This window comes from Bacillus sp. FSL L8-0528 (assembly GCF_038593085.1).
Taxonomy (GTDB): Bacteria; Bacillota; Bacilli; order Bacillales; family Bacillaceae; genus Bacillus; species Bacillus paralicheniformis.
Genome location: NZ_CP151961.1, coordinates 1,453,644 through 1,471,479, shown reverse-complemented (window position 1 = coordinate 1,471,479; position 17,836 = coordinate 1,453,644). Strand labels below are relative to the sequence as shown.

The following is a 17,836-nucleotide window of genomic DNA, read 5'->3' as shown; positions in this document are numbered from 1 at the left end:
TTTTTTAGTTAAACGTGATAAGCCTGCAAAGCTTTCAGCTTTAAATGCCAGCTGAACAAGAATTCATATGCTTCAAGCATCCGCTTTGCCTCAAATGCCGTTTTTCCCCAGACAGTAATGCCGTGGCTGCGAATCAGCACTGCGCCTGAATCGCCTGAAAGGTGCCCGGCAAAATCCGCCGCCAAATCAGGAATATGAGCGCTGTTTTCGATAATCGGGACCGTGACCTCCGCGTGCTCCTCCCAAAGTCCGAGCGCCTTTATGATTTCCTGGCCCCTGAATGTCACTTGCTTTTCTTTTGCATAAAGCTCTGAGATGACATTGTTGTCAACCGTGTGGACGTGAAGACAGCAGCCGGCGTTTGTGTGTTGATAGACATAGGTGTGCAGCAGCGTCTCCGCCGACGGCTTCAGCGCGTGTCCGGTCTCCGCCGGCCTCCCCTCTTCGTCCGCCAGGAGAAAATCCTCCTCGGTCTCTTTTCTTTTATCTTTTCCGCTTGCTGTGATGAGAAACCGCAGCGGGTCTTCTGATACTTTGATTGACAGATTACCGCTTGTCGCCGGGAACCAATCCCTTTCCGCAAGCTCTTTTTTTACCTCGGCTAGTTCCTGCCGTTTTTGCTCAGACATCCATTCTTTCACCTCCGCGGTCTCTTCGAGTATTCGCCTTACATCGCGGAAATCGCCGAATGCCGCATGCTTCAAGCCGAGCTCTTCACATTCCCGCAGCAAATAGTCGCGCGCGATGCATAAATCGGAACATTTGGCAGCTTCAACATCTGTAACAGAGTCCCCGATCATGACAACGAAATCGTCCCGGCCTTTCAGCCGGCGGATGATGGAAGGCTTGCAGCAGCCGCAGTCATTTCCGCAGCCGCCGTCACACGGATACGGCCAGCGGATCTCGATATTGCGGCTGGTGAAAGCGGCCTCGTTGCAATAAATGCGGTCCTTTCCGACAATTCCTTCAAGCAGAGGATAGACGAAAAAATCCATCCCTCCGCTCACAACGTAAAACGGAAGACCCTTCTCATCCAGGAAAGAAACAAATTCTTTAAATCCGGGGCGGGTCTCGGCTTGTTTCAGTACATATGCCGTAATGTCTTCTTTCAGGCTGGCCGGAAGCAAATTAAACATTCTGCCGACTCCGTCCCGAATCGATATGTCCTTGGACAGAACCCCGTCTTTTAGAGCGGTCCATTCTTCTGGAGCAAATTGTTTCATAATGCTGATGATGTTGTCGTTTGTTGTGATCGTTCCGTCAAAATCGCAAATGATAAGCGGCTTTCTCATACAGAGACCTCAACCCTTCCCCATTTTTCAAGGGCGAGCTTCAAATCGGGAGAGCGCTTTGCTTTCTCTTCGACAGGCTCCGCTTCTAAGACGGCATCAATGACCGCCCGAAACGCTCTTCCTCCGCCTGCCGCCCCGTTTGGATGGCCGTGAATCCCCCCGCCTGCATTGATGATGTGGTCAATGCCAAAGTCTTTCATCAAGAGCGGGACCATGCCGGGGTGAATGCCGGCCGACGGCACCGCGAATGTCGGTTTAAAGACGTCTTCCTTCGTGCATTCATCGTATATGGCAAGCGCATCTCGCTTCGGCAGAGCGACGCTTCCGTACGGAGAAGGGAACAGGCTGAAATCGGCACCCGCATACCGGTTCAGTTTGCCGAGCAAGAGCGAATGGGAAAAACCGTAATGCGGCGATGAAGTAAGTGCGCCGCTTACTGCCGGGTGCGCCATAATCGGCAGCGGGATGTCATCGTCTTCTGCAAAGCTTTGCAAAACATCGAGCCCGTAGGCAAACACATTAAGCAGCAAAACATCAGCTCCGAGCTCGGCTGCTTTTCTCGCTTTCGCTTTCAGCTCCATTGTCCTGCCCGTCAGGTTGACGGCATACAGCGTTTTGCGCCCTGTTTCTTCAAAGGCTTCCTCAAGCACTTTTTTTCCTTCCGTGATTCGTTTTTCAAAGGGGGCACTGCCTGTTTCGAATAGGATTTCATCGTCCTTGATCAAATCCACTCCGCCAAGAGCCTGCTGCCTCAGCTGTTCCTTCAAGTCTTCCATATCGCGGCCGATGACGCCTTTAAAAATGCTCATCAACAGCGGCCTTTCAAATTCGCCGATTTTTTTCCGGATCCCGTATACGCCGAATTTTGGACCCGGCAAAGATTGCTTAAAAGACCGCGAAAACTCCAAATCCGCCAATTTGATTTTTCCGTCGAGAGACAGCTTTCCAAAAACGGTCGTCAGCACAGCGGGAATGTCGTTTGTAAAATTGGCTTCCGGATAGGCGATGGTGACCGTTGCCTGTTTTTCCCCCAGCTCGCTTTCTGTTTCTTCGACGTTGACGACGCGTCCTTTATGCTTTTTCAGCTGCTCCTGCTTTAAGAGCGGCAGATCTGTCCACGATCCGACCGTCAGCCCGATCGCGATTTGCTCGGCCCGCTTTTCTGCGTCACAGCCTGGATCGGCCAAGATATATGTTGCCAAAAGTTCACTCATTCTGTAGCTCCTTCCTGCTTCATGCATATAAAAAAACCTCTTTTGCTGCTTTAGCTAAAAGAGGTTTCGCTTTTCAGGTTCGAATCCTTATCTCTCAGCGTCAGCTGCAAGAATTAGCACCGTGCTTAAAAAGTCGGTTGCCGGGCTTCATCGGGCTTGTCCCTCTGCCTGCTCTTGATAAGAATATTGATTTTATAAATTATTTTGAATTATCCCATCGTTTCTCCCGGTTGTCAATGACTGTCGCCGGTCTTTTTGAATATATTCAGCCTGGCAATACGCGAAGCCGCTTCCCGGAGCCGCTCTTCGCTTGTCAAGAGGCCGACTCTCACATACCCTTCTCCGTGTTTGCCAAAGCCGATCCCGGGCGCTGTGACGACATTCGCTTTTTCGAGAAGCAGATCGGAAAAAGCCTCAGATGTATAGCCGTCGGGAACAGGCATCCAGGCGAAAAAAGATCCTTGCGGAGCATCCGCATGCCAGCCGATATCGCGGACCGCGCGGATCCATGCATTCCGCCTTTTTTCGTAGCGCTCATTTTGCTCCTGGACACACGCTTGATCTGATAGGAGCGCGGCCGCCGCGGCGTCTTGGACTGCTTTAAAGAGGCTGACATACATATGGTCCTGGTAAAGGTTCAGCGCTTCGATCACAGAGGCGTTGCCGACTGCAAACCCGACCCGCCATCCAGCCATATTATACGTTTTGGAAAGCGTGTAAATTTCGATTCCTGCGTCTTTTGCTCCCGCCGTTTCGAGAAAGCTGACAGGCCTCTTGCCGTCGTAGCCGATCGCGCCGTAGGCAAAATCATGGACGACGCAAATTCCGTTCGACTTGGCAAACCGGACGGTCTCTTCGAAAAAAGCAGATGTGGCTTGGGCACCGGTCGGGTTGTTCGGATAATTTAAATACATGAGCTTCGCTTTTTCTTTCACTTCCTTGGGAATCCGGCTGTAGTCAGGCAGAAACTGATTGTCCGCTGTAAGCGGCATCGTTTCCATGTTCGCTCTTGCCAGTTCAACGCCCGACCAGTAGTCGGGATAGCCGGGATCGGGAACGAGCACTGTATCCCCCGGATTTAACAAACATTGCGGAAGTTCGACAAGACCGGCTTTTCCGCCGAACAATACAGCGACTTCGCGTTCAGGATCGAGCTCTACGCCGTATTCCCTTTGATAGAACGCGGCCGCCGCCTCCTTGAGTGAACGGCTGCCGCGAAAGGAAGAATACCGGTGGTTTTCAGGGTTGCGGACGGCTTGCGCCATTGTATCAACGATATGTTCCGGTGTCGGCTGATCCGGATTCCCCTGACCGAGATTGATGACATCATGGCCGGCGGCAATTTTTTCATTCACCTTTTTGACCAAGGAAGCGAAAAACTGCTCCGGCAGCTGCTTCAGTACATCTGAATGCTCAAATTTCATACGATTCACCCGCTTTTGAAAAATTCTTGAAATGATAGTCCATCATCATATATTGTTAAATGTAAAATGTAAAGAAAAAAATGAGGTGATCCAGAGTGAAGCTGACAATTTCATGCCTGCAATTCGATATCGCGTACGGCAATCCTTCTGAAAATTTCAAAAAAGCGGAGCAGCTGATCGAGCAGGAAAGCCGGAAGGCGGATATCCTTCTCCTTCCTGAGCTGTGGACGACGGGTTATGATTTAAAAAATCTCGGCTCCATCGCGGATGAAGAAGGCAGGCAAACGAAGAGATGGCTGCAGGAAACGGCAAAAGCAAACCGCATCCATATCGTATGCGGCTCAGTCGCAGTCAAGAAAAAAAGCGGTGTGTACAATATCATGTACATCGCAGACAAAAACGGACATTTGATCAAAGAATACAGCAAAGCTCACCTTTTTCAGCTGATGGACGAACACCTCTATTTGTCAGCGGGCTCAGGCGACGGGCGCTTCGAGCTTGAAGGGATGCCGGCTGCGGGGTTCATCTGCTACGACATCCGTTTCCCGGAATGGATCAGAAAACATACGAGCGAAGGTGCGGGCATCATCTTTGTATCGGCGGAGTGGCCGCTCGCCCGCCTCGATCACTGGCAAAGCCTTTTAAAAGCCAGAGCGATTGAAAATCAGTGCTTTGTCGCAGCCTGCAATCGTTCGGGAAAAGACCCGGCAAACGAATTTGCGGGCCACAGCACAGTCATTGATCCGCTCGGCCGCACCCTTGCTGAAGCAGGACGCGGAGAAGCGGTCATCAGGGCCGAAATCGACCTAAGGGACATTGAAAAAGCGCGGGGGCAAATTCCGGTTTTTGAGGACATTCGCAAAGATTTATATTAAAAAAATGTTGACAAGAAAACGGAGATGCTGGTAACATGTTCAGCAACTGACCGAACTGAAATTTCAAAATTTTATATTGATTTCTCTTATCGAGAGTTGGGTGAAGGACTGGCCTAATGATCCCAACAGCAACCGACCGTAATACCATTGTGAAATGGGGCGCGAATCTCTGCGCCGCTAGGGCACGGTGCTAATTCCATCAGACTTTGAATTCTGAGAGATAAGAGAGGCGTACGCGACAAATCAGCCTCTTTCTCTCGACGAGAAAGAGGTTTTTTTATTTGTTAACGACATTTTAGGGGGAATCACACATGACCGTAACAAAAACCGCAGCATACGAAACTTTGACTGAAAGCTCCGCGGCCGCGCTTGCCGTCCGTCTCGGGCTTTTTCCAAGCAAAAGCACCCTGACATGCCGAGAGATCGGGGACGGAAACCTGAATCTGGTCTTCCGCGTTTATGACAAAGAGCAGCAAAGAGGATTGGTCATCAAGCAGGCGGTGCCTTATGCAAAAGTCGTCGGCGAAAGCTGGCCGCTGACGCTTGACAGGGCAAGAATCGAAAGCAGTGCGCTGATCCGCCAGGCTGAGCACGTTCCGCACCTTGTTCCGAACGTGTACTATTCTGACACCGAGCTTGCCGTCACCGTATTGGAAGACCTTTCTCACTTGGAAATCGCCAGAAACGGACTGATTGACGGGAAGGATTACCCGCATCTGTCGGAAGATATCGGAGAATTCCTTGGAAAAACGCATTTTTACTCATCAGAATATGCGCTTGACCCAACGGTTAAAGAGCGGCTTGTGAAGCAGTTTACGAATCCGGATCTGTGCGATATTACAGAAAGCCTTGTGTTCACAGACCCTTTCTTTGACCATGAGACGAACGATTTCGAAGAAGAGCTTCGCGATGAAGCAGAAGTTCTTTGGCGCAATGAAGCGCTAAAAATTGAAGCGGCAAAACTGAAGCAGCGCTTTTTATCAGCGGAGGAAACGCTGATCCACGGCGACCTGCATACAGGCAGCATTTTCGCCGGTGAAGATGGCGAAACGAAAATCATCGACCCTGAGTTTGCGTTTTTCGGCCCGATCGGGTTTGACATCGGACAGTTTATCGCCAACCTGCTGTTAAACGCGCTTTCTCGCGAAGAAAACAGGCGGGCTCCTTTATACCGCCATGTTGAGACCGTCTGGAATACGTTCAGCCGGACATTCAGCGAAGCATGGGAAAACGATGCTGTTGAGACTTGCAAACATGAGAATGGGCGCCTTGAGTCAGTCCTGAGACAGGCGTTTGAAGACGCAGCAGGCTTCGCCGGCTGCGAAATGATCCGCCGGACGATCGGCCTCGCCCATGTTGCGGACCTTGATACAATCGTTCCATTTTCCCGGAGAATCAGCCAAAAAAAGCTCGCCCTTAAAATAGGCGCAGCATTCATAGAAAAACGCAGCGGTTTCCGGACGCCAAAAGACATGATTGAAGCGTTTCGAAACGCGCTTAAGGAGTGAATGACATGCCGGAACAATTTGCGGTGCCCCGTTCTGTCGAATGGGAAGAAACATCGGTAAAAATCCTGAACCAGCAAAAGCTTCCCGAAAAGACGGAGTACCTGCATCTCACAACTAAAGAAGACATCTATGATGCGATCCAAACGCTAAAAGTGAGGGGAGCGCCTGCCATCGGCATAACAGCCGCCTTCGGACTCGCCCTTTGCGCACAAAGCATCGATACATCTGATGTTTCCGCTTTTCTGCGGGAGCTCCGCAAAATCAAAGATGAACTCAATCAGGCAAGGCCGACAGCCGTCAATTTATCCTGGGCCCTCAATCGGCTGTTAAAAAGCGCAGAGGGCGCAAAATCGGTCAATGAGGCAAAAACAAACCTCGTCCACGAAGCGATTCAGATCCAGGTTGAAGACGAAGAAACATGCCGGCAGATCGGACAGAATGCTCTGCATTTGTTCAAATCGGGCGACAGCATCATGACCATCTGCAACGCCGGCTCGATCGCGACAAGCAGGTACGGAACGGCCCTTTCCCCGTTTTACCTTGCCAAAACAAAGGATCTCGACCTTCATATTTACGCCTGTGAAACAAGGCCTGTTCTTCAGGGGGCGCGCCTGACGGCGTGGGAGCTTATGCAGGGGGGGATTGACGTGACGCTGATTACAGACAGCATGGCTGCCCATACGATGAAGGAAAAGAACATTTCAGCCGTCATTGTCGGAGCGGACAGGATCGCAAGAAACGGAGATACAGCCAATAAAATCGGAACGTTCGGCTTGGCAATCCTCGCCAAAGCCTTTCAAATCCCGTTTTTTATCGCTGCTCCCCTGTCAACTTTTGATGTCTCGATTTCATGCGGCGACGACATTCCGATTGAAGAACGCGATCCGGATGAAGTCAGACGGATAAACGGAACGCAAATAGCGCCGCAAGAGGTGCCTGTGTTCAATCCTGCTTTTGATATCACGCCGCACGATTTAATCTCTGGAATCATCACGGAAAAAGGGATTATCACAGATAGATTTGAAGAAGAAATCGAAGCGCTGTTTTCCGCTGAAGCCCTTACTTAGGCCGCTTTAGCGGATTTTAATCGATTTGATGATGTCTTTCTTTTGCTCTTCGGTCAAAACGTGCAGCTTGACGAACAATTCCGCGTATCCTGCTATTTTTTTCGGGCGGTTTGTTTTCACTTATTCGTCCTCCTTTTTTACCAAGGCCAACATTTTTAACTTAATAAAATTATATGTCGCGGACGAAAAAAAGAAACGGCGTGCTCGTATATTATTTTCCTTTATACGCAATATTTTCGATGTCGAGCAGCACCGCTTTTTTATCCGTTTCATTTCCGGAATACCCCGTCAATGAACGATTTTTGCCGATGACACGGTGGCACGGGATCAAAATCGGCAGCGCATTTCTTTTATTGGCTTGGCCGATTGCGCGCACCGCTTTCGGATTCCCGACGGCGCATGCGATGTCTAAATAGCTCCGTGATTCACCGTACGGGATCGACTGCAGCGCCTCCCACACCTTTTTCTGAAACGGGGTTCCATCCTGGCGGAGAGGAAGGGTGAACGTTTTCCGCTCCCCCTGGAAATATTCTTCGAGCTGGCGCTTTGCCTCCTTCAACAATTCCGTTTCGGCCGGGCGAAGCTCCAGGCCGTCTTGTTGAAGCTGTTTTAGTTCTTCTTTTTCAAATAGCAAATGTGTAATATGGTTATTTTCCTCGACGATGTAGGCTTGTCCAAAAGGCGAGGTCATTTCAATATAAAAGCCCACGATGCGATTAAGCCTCCTCCTCATGCTGCTGTCTGATCGGGAGAGTCAGGTGGAATGTCGTGCCTCTCCCTTCTTCACTTTCAACTTCGATTTTTCCTTTATGTTCTTCAATAATTTTATAACTGACCATCAGCCCGAGTCCAGTGCCCCGTTCTTTTGTCGTGTAAAAAGGTTCGCCGAGCCTCTTCAATTTGTCTTCTGTCATGCCGATTCCTTCGTCAGCAAGCGAGACAATGATATGGTCGTCTCCTTTCGGTTTGATCGACACATATACATTGCCTCCGTCGGGCATTACTTCGATCGCATTTTTCAAAATGTTGATAAATACCTGCTTCAGCTGATTCGGCTCGCAGTAGATCAGCGGAATGCCGTCTTCGCACTTCAGATGCATCTGGACGTTGTCAAGGTTTGCCTGCGCATGCAGCAAATCCATTGTGTCCTGCATGATTTTGACGATGTTTTTTTCTTCATACATAATCGCCTGCGGTTTTGCAAGGATGAGAAACTCCGTAATAATGGATTCAATCCTTTTGAGCTCTGATGTGATGACATTAAAGTAAAGCGCGTGATCCTCATTTTGGATGCTGCCTTTCAGCAGCTGGATAAATCCTTTTAATGCCGTCATCGGGTTGCGGATTTCATGAGCAATTCCGGCTGCGAGTTCTCCGACGACATGGAGGGTATCAGACTTGCGGAGCCGCTCTTCAAGCTCTTTTCGTTCCGTCACGTCTCTGAGCATCGCCAGATTCATATTTTGAATGATGTTTCGCTTAAATGAAAATTCAAGTATCCGTTTTTGGTCGCTCAGCAGGAATGGGATATCATTGTCCATTTCTTCAAAGGAAATCGTTTTAGCGGGAGAAGCCGCGTTTTCGATGTGATAGCCGGAGATGACATCAAGAAGATTGGACGTTTTCAGCTGTTCAAGAGGGATGCTGAGAATTTTTCCGGCAAGGGGGTTCGCATCGATAATATCGTACTGGTTGTTGAAAAGAACGATTCCGTCCATTGATCCGTTGAATACTTTTCTGAACTTCAATTCGCTTTCCCGCAATTCTTGTTCCATTCGTTTTCTGTCGCTGACATTTCTCAAAATGGTTAAGTCCTGGCTGTCGAACATAATCCGTTTTGATGTGAACTCAAGCTCCTTATATTGTCCGTTTGCCATACGAAACAGCAGTTCCGCCCGGATTTCCCCTTTTTGATCGTACTGCTTTTGAATGGCATGATACCGCTGATCGGTTCGATCTATAAAATCAGTCATCTTCTTGTTGAGCAGCTGGTCCATCGGCAGTTCGAAGATTTTGCAGGCCGACTGGTTCGCTTTGACGATGCGGCCGTCGTTATTCATCAGAATGATGGCATCCATCGCATTTTCAAAGACTTCCCTAAAGCGTTCTTCGCTCTTAAACAGCTGTTTTTCCATTGAGCGCTTTTCGGTAATATCCCTCATAATCGACATGTAAAAGCCATTTAAAATATTCGAGGTTATCGTCAGCTCAAACAGCCTGTCTTCTCCTGATCTGAGGCGGACAGGAAGCTCCCCTTTTGCCTTCCCTCTTCTGAAAAGAGCGTTCCAGATTTTATCGAGCCGCCCCTTGTTTTCAGGCGATACGAATTGAGACAGCTTCAGTTTTGAGAGCTCTGATTTTTCAATTTCGAAGCTCTGGCAAAACGAATGGTTTGCATCGATGAAACAGCCTTGTTTATCAAAGATGACGATTCCTTCAACCGCACGGTGAAACAAATCTTTAAACAGCTTTTCATTGATGGTGCGCTCCCGCTCCAATATTTTTTTAGACGAAATGTCTCTCATGACGACAAAAAAGCAGTCCTCACCGATTCCTTTGCTTGCGGTAAATTCGATATATTTGACAGATCCGTTGTCAAGCCTGATGGCCACTTCTTTTTTCGCATATCCCCGCTCCAAGAAGCGGTGAATGTTCTGGTTTAGTTCATCCGGCGGAACGGCGTGCAGGAAGTCGAGCGCCGACCGGTTCAGCAAATTCTTTTTTTGGCTTTGCAGGATCTTGCAGGCGGCATCATTCGCCTTAATGATGTTCATCTGTTTATCCAATATAAAAATAGCGTCCAGCGTCCCGTTAAACAGCAGCTCATACTGATACAAATCCGCTTTCAGCTTGGCGTTTTCTTTCTTCAGTCTGTTCAGCTGGTTTTGCAGATTTAAGGATTCATTCAAATCAAGAGTTTCCTCCATTTATTACACTCCTTCTTGAAAACCTGTCCTCCAATTATTCTACAAACCGGAAAATCTTCCTTCATTTGTTTCAAACTTTTACAACCTTTCCGCCTATTTTACATGAAGATGACGATATAAAAGTTCCTTACTGTTCAATTACATCGGCCTAACAATAAGACTTAATGCATAGGAAAACACATGCTTTCTATTTTAAAATTTTAAAATGAGGCAAGACTGGTTGAAGACGTCATTCCGGAAAGAATGTAGCCGGGTTCAGACGCTTCCCGCACCGGCGCCTCCTGAAATTGTTTGCGAAAGGGTGATGTTATGGCGAATTCACGCGACAGCTATTTCGACAACGCAAAATTCCTATTGATTTTTCTCGTCGTCTTCGGACATATAATCAGGTCCTATATTCATGACAATGATGCACTGCTTCATATTTATAAATTTATTTACACGTTTCATATGCCTGCTTTTATTCTCATATCAGGCTATTTTGCAAAAGGGTTCAATCGGCCCGGATATGTCAAAAAAATCGCCTGGAAGCTGATCGTTCCCTATTTGATTTTCCAGGGAATCTATACGCTGTTTTATTCCTTTATCGATGATCAAAGCTTAACTGCCGCAAATCCGTTTGAACCGCAATGGTCGCTTTGGTTTTTGCTGAGCTTGTTTTTTTGGAATCTCCTGTTGTTTCCGTTCACAAAACTGCCGGCGAAATGGGCGTTTGCCGCAAGCTTTGCGATTGCCGTTCTTGTCGGGTATATCGACATGATCAGCAACACGCTCAGCCTGTCCCGCACGTTTGTTTTCTTTCCGGTCTTTTTGGCGGGCTATTATTTGCAAAAAGACCATTTTAAAATGCTGAAAGGCTGGAAAGGAAAGCAAGCGGCTCTAGCCGTTTTAGCAGCAACGTTCGTTTTCTACTTTTTTGCAGACTTCGATTACTCCTGGCTGTTCGGTTCCAAGCCTTATTCGGAATTCGGCGATGTCGGGATAAAAAGCGGGTTAAACCGGGTGGCGCTTCTCGTTATAACATTTGCCTCAACCTTCGCGTTCATGGCGCTGGTGCCTGAAAGGCGGTATTTCTTTACCCTCTGGGGAACGCGCACATTCTATGTCTACCTGCTGCACGGCTTTATCATCAAGTCGTTCAGAAAGACGGGCGCGGAAGAATGGCTTGCCGATTATCAGAGTCTGACGCTATTGTTCATCGCCACGGCAATTTTAACCTTCTGCTTATCAAGCGGATTTGTGAAAACGGTCGCCCAGCCGTTCATCGAATTAAAAATGACGAATTTAATAAGGCTGTTGAAAAAAGACAACGGATATAACCCTTATTTAAAATAAATGAAGGTCCAAATCGTTTCCGATTTGGACCTTTCTCGTTTGCTCTGCAGTTTCATTCTTTATCTTTATCCCGCTTCTGTCCGTCCGCCTTTTTGTTCTTCTTTTTATTGTTCTCGATCACATCGATAAATTTAAAGGCGTTGACATCGCCCAGTTCGTTCGAAAATTCCTCCTGAAGCACATCGGGATTCATCGGTTTTTTATGGTTTTGCATATCCTTGCTTTTTTGGTGTTTTTTCATTGGTGCGATTCTCCCTGCTTCCCGTGTTTCGAGTTGCGGTTGGCTCCCCTGTCTCCGTTTTCGGCGTCATATTGGGTCATGTATTGATGATCATGCATGCTTTCAGCAGGCGTTTTATTGTTAAGAGCCGCTTCATTCCTGGCAACTTTTCTTTTCATAATGACATTCCTTTCTTTAGTCGTTTCATCCATATCCTTTCCGTTTCGGCACATTCCACACATCCAGTTTTCGGCAAAAAAATAAGCACCCTGAAGGGTGCTTATTTAAACACTTTTTTCACTTTATTAACGACGTATGAGCTGCCGCCGCGGTCTGAAACATCCTCGATCATCATCGTGATTAAAAGGTTTTTGTTTTTGTAATCATAGGCGGTGAACCAGCCGTTTTCTTTGCCTTTTTCGTCTTTTTTCGTTTTCAGTTCGGCCGTTCCCGTTTTCCCTGCGATCGTAAGCCCTTTGACAACCGGCTTGTAAGCCGAGCCGCGCGGGTCTTCTACAACGCCTTTTAACCCTTTTGTAATCGCTTCTGCTCCGCCTGTGGGCAGTACGTTTTTATGCCATATTTCTTTCTCTTCGCCGTCCTTTTTGATCAGGTGCGGCTTGATCAGATTACCGTCATTCAAGAAAGGCGTATAGCTTGCCGCAAGGTGTATCGGCGACATCAGCATTTGCCCCTGTCCGTATCCTGAATCGGCAAGGAGAATATCCGAGTCGATTCCTTCGTTTGATATGGAGGAAGACTTCGTCGGGAATTCATAATCAAGCTTTTCCTCAAAGCCGAATGATTTCAGGCCTTCGACAAATTGATCCTTGCCTGTATCAAGGGCAGTCTGGGCGAAATAAATGTTGTCGGATGTGATCAGCGCGTTTTCCAAGTTGACGTCGCTTAGTCGATCGGAAACCCGTGTGACTTTATATCCGCCCCATGACGAATCTTTCTGCCATTCCTTCCCTTCGATCTTCTTAGGTTCATCCGCTTTGATCGCATCATTTTTCAGACCGATTGAAGCGGTGATCGGTTTGATCGTTGAACCCGGAGCATAAGTTTTATTAAATTTAGAGGTGAATGGCGCAGACGCATCTTTGTTGAGCTTTTCCCATTCTCCTTTTTTCCAGCCGAACAAAAACCCGTTCGGATCATATGAAGGCGCGCTGACAAGCGCCAGCGTTTCTCCAGTCTGCGGTTCTAAAGCAACGGCAGCGCCGGAGTCATCTTTTAACTGGCTGTACAGTTCTTCCTGTTTCTTAATGTCGATCGTGGTGTGGATGTCTTTTCCGTCTTTTGCATCCTTTGACGCAACCGTCGCGCCTGATTCAGGGATCGAAATCGTCCAGCCGATTTCTCCTCTGAGCTCTTTTTCATAAATATGTTCGAGACCGACGATTCCGAGCAGTGAATGCTCGCTGTAGCCTTCTTTATTCTGTTTTAATTCCTCTTCGGTAATCGGCCGTATGTAACCGGTAAGATGTGCGGCTTTTTCACCGTAAGGATAGTATCTTGACTGCGTATCCTGCTTCAAAACCCCGGGGAGAGAGGTCGCTTTTTTGAGAAGCTCGGTGCTGCCAGGCTTCACTTTTTTCAGGGGAACGAATGAATCGTCCGTCACCCAGCTTGCGGACAGCTGTTTTTCTATGTCTTCTTTTTCCATATCAAGCATGTTCGCGAGCTTTTTGATGACACCGTCTTTATCATCTCCGAGCTGCCCCGGAACGACGCCGATTTCAGGCACTGTCGCATTCGTAGCGAGCGCCTTTCCGTTTCTGTCATAAATGATGCCTCTAGTTGGCTCCTTGGCGGTAATCCGGATGGTCTCCCCTTTCTTCAGCTGTGAAAAAATAAAGGATTGGTTCCAGTTGACCTTCCATGAAGTGTCTCCGTCTTTTTTTTCTTTGACAAGCTTTGCCTTGCCTTGAAAAGAAACCGGACCGGCCAATGTCTTCATGCTGACTTTATACGGTATCGTCACCGAATCATTTTTCTCTTTATTTTTTTCATCTTCATCGTTGTCGACGGTTGAAACCTTCAAATCGGAAACTCCAATCTGTTCATAAATAGATTGATTACGCTTGATGAAATCGTCTTTTGAAATCGATTTTTGCGCTTCAGCCGACAGCTGTTCATACATTTCTTCAAATTTTTGCTCGTTCCATTTGTCTACATATTGGTCCATGCTTTCTTTTGCTGTCGGCTCGTTAGAACAGGCTCCGGCGAGCAATAGAAATCCGGCGGCTATAAACAAATGGATGACTCTCTTTTTCATCGTTGTTTCCCCCTTTTTTTCAAGTCCGCCATTTAAGCATTATATCATACAAATAAATACAGCGACCGACTTTATGATCATAAAAAAAGACAGTTTGACTAAACTGTCTTTCTTATCCGATAATGATCCTTTCCTTCGGGTAATGGTAATTCGCTTCGATTTCTTTTCTGCCGAATAAATAAAGCAGCGTGACAATGCCGATTCGGCCAATGAACATCAGAAGGATGATGACGCTTTTGCCAATCGTGCTCAAATCTGGGGTGATGCCCATCGACAAGCCCGTCGTACCGAAGGCCGAACACACTTCAAACAGCAGTTCAAGCAAAGAATGCTTTTCTGTCACTGTCAAAATGAGTGTCGAGACGAAAACAAGAATAACCGCCATCAGCGTTACAATCAATGATTTCATCAAGTCCGCTTGGTGCAGTTCCCTTTTGAAAACCTTCACCGATTTATTTCCCCTCGCGAAGTGGAACAGGGCCAACAGGTTTAAGGCAAAGGTCGTTGTCCGGATGCCCCCTCCGACAGAGCTTGGCGAAGCGCCGATAAACATAAGCATACACATAAACAAAATGGTCGTATGCGTGAATTGGCTGATATCGATCGTCGCGAGTCCGCCGCTCCTGGTCGTCGTCGACTGAAACAGAGAAAAGAAAAATACCTCGTGCCACGATTTCCCTGAAAAAGCAAAGCGCGCTTCCATGGCAAATATGCCGATCGCACCTCCAATTACTAAAAGGAAAAAAGTTACTGATGTCAATTTAGTAAACAGGCTGAAAGAGAATTTACGCTCTTTGCTGAGCAGAAAATCCTTTACCTCGATGAGGACCGGAAAACCGATCGCTCCAAGAATGATCAGCATCATCACGATAAACTGAACGAAATAATCATGCTGAAACGGAATCAGCGAGTTGCCTGTAATGTCGAAACCTCCGTTGGTCGTTGCACTGATGCTTGTAAAAAATCCGTGCATAAAGGCTTCTCCAGGTGTCTCAAAGTACTTTAAGAAATAAGTGCCGAGAATCAGCCCGCCAAACAGCTCGATCAGCAGGATTAAGCCGAGCACGTGCTTCATCAGCTTGACGAGGCCCGATAAGTTGGATTGATTTTGATCGGTCATAATCAGACGGCGCTCTTTCAAACCGATCCGCTTGCCGAAAATCAGCCAGACGAATGTACCCAAAGCCATCACGCCGATCCCGCCAAATTGCAGAACAAACGCCAAAATCCAAATTCCGGCCGTGCTGAATGTATCGGCTGTATCAACAACCGTCAAACCGGTTACACTCACTGCGCTCACCGCGGTAAAAAGGGCGTCGATAAAAGACCATTCAACATTATTTTTGTGTGCAACGGGCAGACTCAATAAAACAACCGAAACTGTCACCGCTAAAAAATAATAGAGCGCGATCAGCTGTACAGGAGACAGCACGCGCAGTAGTTTTCTCAATAAAACCTTCATAATCGTTCCTTCTTTTCAATATTCAAAAATTGCTTCTTGTGTATAACGTGTTCCATTTTAAAGGAAACATGCTATTATGTACAGCCGCTTTTCGATTTTTAAATTTAAAAAGCAAACCCCCTTGAAAAAGGGGGTTTGCATCTTTATTATTTTGCTTCCAGACGGCGGATTCTGTCGCTTAAATCAGGGTGTGTTGAGAAAAGCGATGTATGCTTTTTCCCGTTGATTTTTAAAGTTGCAACAGATGCCTGTTCTTCTTTGACTCTTGAAGTGTACTGCTCAAGCGAGCGGAGCGCGTGAATCATCTTATCCTTGCCTGCAAGGTCTGCTCCTCCTCTATCCGCATGATATTCGCGGTGGCGGGAGTACGCAAACACGACAAGGCTTCCGAGAATAGAGAACACAATTTGGAATACGATGACCGCGATAAAGTGAACGATCGGCGCCAGCTCTTCACGGACAACGCGTGAAACAGCCCATGCCGCAATCCTTGCAAAGAAAACAACGAACGTATTGACGATTCCTTGAAGGAGCGTCATCGTCACCATATCGCCGTTTGCAATATGCGCCACTTCGTGGGCAAGTACGCCTTCCACTGCGTCGTCATCCATTTCCTGAAGAAGGCCCGTCGATACAGCGACAAGCGAGCGGTTTTTAGACGGCCCGGTCGCAAAGGCATTCACTTCGCGTGAATTGTAGATGCCGACTTCAGGCATCTTTGTCAGTCCGGCAGCGCGGGACAGCTTATATACCCGGTCAACGAGCTGCTGTTCTTCATAGCTGAGCGTTTGCTTATCAGGATTCAGCACCTGAACGCCCATCGCCATTTTCGCCATCCATCTTGACATCAAGAGCGACATAAAGGAGCCGACAAAACCGACAACTGCACTAAATACGAGAAGCGCAACAATATCGATGCCGCCGTTAGCCGTGAAATACGTGCCTACCCCTGTCAGCGAACCGATAATCGAAAGCACGATACCGATCGTCGTAATGACTAAGATGTTCGATAAAAGAAAGAGAAAGATTCTTTTTCCCATGATTACCTCCATGTTATAATAAGATCAAATGAACTCGTATAATAAAATTATACGGCATAGAATTGAAAATGCAAGTGATAAGACGTAAGATAATGTTTATATTGTTTGCTATTTCATTTTAATACATAATGAGGTGGAATGATGAAACCTTTTAAACTGACTCGCCTGGAAATGGCCAAACTGATGTACGCTTTAAAAGGGCAGCTGGATGTCAGTCCGCTTGCGATTCTTTTGAGATCGGCCGATTTGGCGCCCGATGAGCCGGAAGACAATTTGGACATCCCCGAATTCATTGCCCGGTACGAACGGAAAAAACAAAAAACGGAACACGGACTTTCCACAAATGAAATTGTTGAACTTGGAAATTTGTGCGAACTGACATCCTTAAAATCGACAGCCATCCAAAACTGGATCAAACGCGATATAAAAGATTTGATGGGGCATCCGGAACTCGGCAAAAAATATTCCATCGACCAAGCCGTCATCCTTCTCATTGTACGAGACTTAAAATCGGTTTATGACTTCGAAACGACCCGTCCGATCTTAACAACGATTTTTAATACGATTACAGACCGCTCCGATGATGTAGTGAGTCCGCTGCGCTTTTATGAAGGGTATGCGCGGGTCCTTGATCATGTGTACCAGATCAAAGACTATACGCTCAATAAATCGGCGCTTGAAAAAATCGTCATTGAGCAGACTGGACAGCTCCGCGATTTTTATAAAGATCTGGCCGATCCCGAATGGAACAAAGCGAGAGACATCACCGCAGTCACTGTGCTGTCCGTCATCGCTTCGCACATTCAGGCGACCGCACATTCCATGATTGACAGCGTCTTCTTAAAATATGAAATGAAATAATCGCCGACCGGCGCGCCTGGCTTGCCAATTGCCAGGCGTTTTTTTGCCCTTCAACAATTGCCAGCATAAAAAGCCTCAGTCCAAATCAAACTAAACAAGCAGTACCAATTGAAAAAGGAGTTGAGAATGCATGGCAAGAACGAATAAGCTCCTCGTTCCCGGGGCAGAGCAGGTTTTAGACCAGTTCAAATACGAAATCGCCCAAGAGTTCGGCGTCCAGCTCGGCTCGGACTCGGTCGCTCGCTCAAACGGATCTGTAGGCGGGGAAATGACAAAACGACTTGTACAGCAGGCACAAGCTCAATTGAATGGGCATAATGACAAATAAAT

General features: G+C 47.4%; 17 protein-coding genes, 1 pseudogene and 2 riboswitches. Of the genes and pseudogenes, 6 read left to right on the top strand and 12 right to left on the bottom strand.

Annotated elements, in window-relative coordinates; translation table 11 throughout:
• Positions 1 to 8: 8 nt before the first annotated feature.
• The 4 genes and pseudogenes from MHI30_RS07485 to MHI30_RS07470 form a co-directional block, all read right to left on the bottom strand.
• Positions 9 to 629: a methylthioribulose 1-phosphate dehydratase gene (locus tag MHI30_RS07485; RefSeq protein ID WP_025805738.1), complete on the bottom strand. Its 621-nt coding sequence runs from the start codon at positions 627 to 629 to the stop codon at positions 9 to 11.
• Positions 627 to 1,292 (bottom strand): annotated as a pseudogene (mtnX, locus tag MHI30_RS07480) (2-hydroxy-3-keto-5-methylthiopentenyl-1-phosphate phosphatase); the annotation flags it as partial. The gene MHI30_RS07485 and the pseudogene mtnX, both read right to left, overlap by 3 nt.
• Complete coding sequence (gene mtnW, locus MHI30_RS07475; protein ID WP_003181075.1) at positions 1,289 to 2,506, bottom strand: 2,3-diketo-5-methylthiopentyl-1-phosphate enolase; 1,218 nt, start codon at positions 2,504 to 2,506, stop codon at positions 1,289 to 1,291. The gene mtnW and the pseudogene mtnX, both read right to left, overlap by 4 nt.
• Positions 2,507 to 2,590: 84 nt before the next feature.
• Positions 2,591 to 2,690, bottom strand: a riboswitch (SAM riboswitch).
• 49 nt (positions 2,691 to 2,739) lie between these two features.
• The gene (locus MHI30_RS07470) at positions 2,740 to 3,930 is read right to left on the bottom strand and encodes a pyridoxal phosphate-dependent aminotransferase (protein WP_075753141.1); all 1,191 of its coding nucleotides are present in this window, start codon (positions 3,928 to 3,930) and stop codon (positions 2,740 to 2,742) included.
• A gap of 95 nt (positions 3,931 to 4,025) precedes the next feature.
• On the opposite strand from MHI30_RS07470, the gene MHI30_RS07465 reads away from it, so the two are divergent.
• The 3 genes from MHI30_RS07465 to mtnA all read left to right on the top strand — a co-directional run bounded on the left by MHI30_RS07465 (position 4,026) and on the right by mtnA (position 7,380).
• A complete protein-coding gene (locus MHI30_RS07465; RefSeq protein ID WP_003181070.1) occupies positions 4,026 to 4,805 on the top strand; it encodes a carbon-nitrogen family hydrolase in 780 nt (259 codons plus the stop codon).
• 83 nt (positions 4,806 to 4,888) lie between these two features.
• A riboswitch (SAM riboswitch) is annotated at positions 4,889 to 5,032 on the top strand.
• A gap of 84 nt (positions 5,033 to 5,116) precedes the next feature.
• On the top strand, positions 5,117 to 6,313 hold the full coding sequence (gene mtnK / locus MHI30_RS07460) for an S-methyl-5-thioribose kinase (RefSeq protein WP_075753143.1): 1,197 nt from the start codon (positions 5,117 to 5,119) through the stop codon (positions 6,311 to 6,313).
• 5 nt (positions 6,314 to 6,318) lie between these two features.
• Positions 6,319 to 7,380 carry an S-methyl-5-thioribose-1-phosphate isomerase gene (gene mtnA, locus MHI30_RS07455; protein WP_009328612.1) on the top strand — a complete coding sequence of 354 codons (1,062 nt, stop codon included), beginning with the start codon at positions 6,319 to 6,321 and terminating at the stop codon, positions 7,378 to 7,380.
• A gap of 6 nt (positions 7,381 to 7,386) precedes the next feature.
• Here mtnA and MHI30_RS07450 read toward each other — a convergent pair whose 3' ends face one another.
• The 3 genes from MHI30_RS07450 to MHI30_RS07440 form a co-directional block, all read right to left on the bottom strand.
• Positions 7,387 to 7,500 (bottom strand): hypothetical protein, encoded by a 114-nt coding sequence (locus tag MHI30_RS07450; RefSeq protein WP_003181063.1) that lies wholly within the window; start codon positions 7,498 to 7,500, stop codon positions 7,387 to 7,389.
• A 91-nt stretch (positions 7,501 to 7,591) separates the two neighbouring features.
• On the bottom strand, positions 7,592 to 8,089 hold the full coding sequence (locus MHI30_RS07445) for a methylated-DNA--[protein]-cysteine S-methyltransferase (RefSeq protein WP_003181061.1): 498 nt from the start codon (positions 8,087 to 8,089) through the stop codon (positions 7,592 to 7,594).
• A 7-nt stretch (positions 8,090 to 8,096) separates the two neighbouring features.
• On the bottom strand, positions 8,097 to 10,307 hold the full coding sequence (locus MHI30_RS07440; protein ID WP_003181060.1) for a PAS domain-containing sensor histidine kinase: 2,211 nt from the start codon (positions 10,305 to 10,307) through the stop codon (positions 8,097 to 8,099).
• 309 nt (positions 10,308 to 10,616) lie between these two features.
• On the opposite strand from MHI30_RS07440, the gene MHI30_RS07435 reads away from it, so the two are divergent.
• Complete coding sequence (locus MHI30_RS07435; RefSeq protein ID WP_003181058.1) at positions 10,617 to 11,642, top strand: acyltransferase family protein; 1,026 nt, start codon at positions 10,617 to 10,619, stop codon at positions 11,640 to 11,642.
• 52 nt (positions 11,643 to 11,694) lie between these two features.
• Here MHI30_RS07435 and MHI30_RS07430 read toward each other — a convergent pair whose 3' ends face one another.
• The 5 genes from MHI30_RS07430 to htpX form a co-directional block, all read right to left on the bottom strand.
• A complete protein-coding gene (locus MHI30_RS07430; protein WP_003181056.1) occupies positions 11,695 to 11,883 on the bottom strand; it encodes a hypothetical protein in 189 nt (62 codons plus the stop codon).
• A complete protein-coding gene (locus MHI30_RS07425; protein WP_003181054.1) occupies positions 11,880 to 12,095 on the bottom strand; it encodes a hypothetical protein in 216 nt (71 codons plus the stop codon). Before MHI30_RS07425 ends, MHI30_RS07430 begins: the two co-directional genes overlap by 4 nt.
• Positions 12,096 to 12,142: 47 nt before the next feature.
• The gene (locus tag MHI30_RS07420; RefSeq protein ID WP_009328614.1) at positions 12,143 to 14,143 is read right to left on the bottom strand and encodes a penicillin-binding transpeptidase domain-containing protein; all 2,001 of its coding nucleotides are present in this window, start codon (positions 14,141 to 14,143) and stop codon (positions 12,143 to 12,145) included.
• A 112-nt stretch (positions 14,144 to 14,255) separates the two neighbouring features.
• Positions 14,256 to 15,605, bottom strand: coding sequence for a TrkH family potassium uptake protein (locus MHI30_RS07415; protein ID WP_003181050.1), 1,350 nt, complete (start codon positions 15,603 to 15,605; stop codon positions 14,256 to 14,258).
• A 146-nt stretch (positions 15,606 to 15,751) separates the two neighbouring features.
• Positions 15,752 to 16,645, bottom strand: coding sequence for a protease HtpX (htpX, locus tag MHI30_RS07410; RefSeq protein WP_003181048.1), 894 nt, complete (start codon positions 16,643 to 16,645; stop codon positions 15,752 to 15,754).
• 141 nt (positions 16,646 to 16,786) lie between these two features.
• On the opposite strand from htpX, the gene MHI30_RS07405 reads away from it, so the two are divergent.
• On the top strand, positions 16,787 to 17,506 hold the full coding sequence (locus tag MHI30_RS07405) for a DUF1836 domain-containing protein (RefSeq protein ID WP_075753145.1): 720 nt from the start codon (positions 16,787 to 16,789) through the stop codon (positions 17,504 to 17,506).
• Positions 17,507 to 17,636: 130 nt separating this feature from the next.
• Positions 17,637 to 17,834, top strand: coding sequence for an alpha/beta-type small acid-soluble spore protein (locus MHI30_RS07400; protein WP_003181044.1), 198 nt, complete (start codon positions 17,637 to 17,639; stop codon positions 17,832 to 17,834).
• Positions 17,835 to 17,836: the final 2 nt, after the last annotated feature.

Bases quoted from the DNA above. Each gene is read 5' to 3' on its own strand.
- MHI30_RS07430 (WP_003181056.1), bottom strand. From the start codon at position 11,883: ATGAAAAAACACCAAAAAAGCAAGGATATGCAAAACCATAAAAAACCG.
- MHI30_RS07400 (WP_003181044.1), top strand. From the start codon at position 17,637: ATGGCAAGAACGAATAAGCTCCTCGTTCCCGGGGCAGAGCAGGTTTTA.
- MHI30_RS07435 (WP_003181058.1), top strand. From the start codon at position 10,617: ATGGCGAATTCACGCGACAGCTATTTCGACAACGCAAAATTCCTATTG.
- mtnK (WP_075753143.1), top strand. From the start codon at position 5,117: ATGACCGTAACAAAAACCGCAGCATACGAAACTTTGACTGAAAGCTCC.
- MHI30_RS07470 (WP_075753141.1), bottom strand. From the start codon at position 3,930: ATGAAATTTGAGCATTCAGATGTACTGAAGCAGCTGCCGGAGCAGTTT.
- MHI30_RS07415 (WP_003181050.1), bottom strand. From the start codon at position 15,605: ATGAAGGTTTTATTGAGAAAACTACTGCGCGTGCTGTCTCCTGTACAG.
- mtnA (WP_009328612.1), top strand. From the start codon at position 6,319: ATGCCGGAACAATTTGCGGTGCCCCGTTCTGTCGAATGGGAAGAAACA.
- MHI30_RS07420 (WP_009328614.1), bottom strand. From the start codon at position 14,143: ATGAAAAAGAGAGTCATCCATTTGTTTATAGCCGCCGGATTTCTATTG.
- MHI30_RS07485 (WP_025805738.1), bottom strand. From the start codon at position 629: ATGTCTGAGCAAAAACGGCAGGAACTAGCCGAGGTAAAAAAAGAGCTT.
- MHI30_RS07425 (WP_003181054.1), bottom strand. From the start codon at position 12,095: ATGTGCCGAAACGGAAAGGATATGGATGAAACGACTAAAGAAAGGAAT.
- htpX (WP_003181048.1), bottom strand. From the start codon at position 16,645: ATGGGAAAAAGAATCTTTCTCTTTCTTTTATCGAACATCTTAGTCATT.
- MHI30_RS07405 (WP_075753145.1), top strand. From the start codon at position 16,787: ATGAAACCTTTTAAACTGACTCGCCTGGAAATGGCCAAACTGATGTAC.
- MHI30_RS07440 (WP_003181060.1), bottom strand. From the start codon at position 10,307: ATGGAGGAAACTCTTGATTTGAATGAATCCTTAAATCTGCAAAACCAG.
- mtnW (WP_003181075.1), bottom strand. From the start codon at position 2,506: ATGAGTGAACTTTTGGCAACATATATCTTGGCCGATCCAGGCTGTGAC.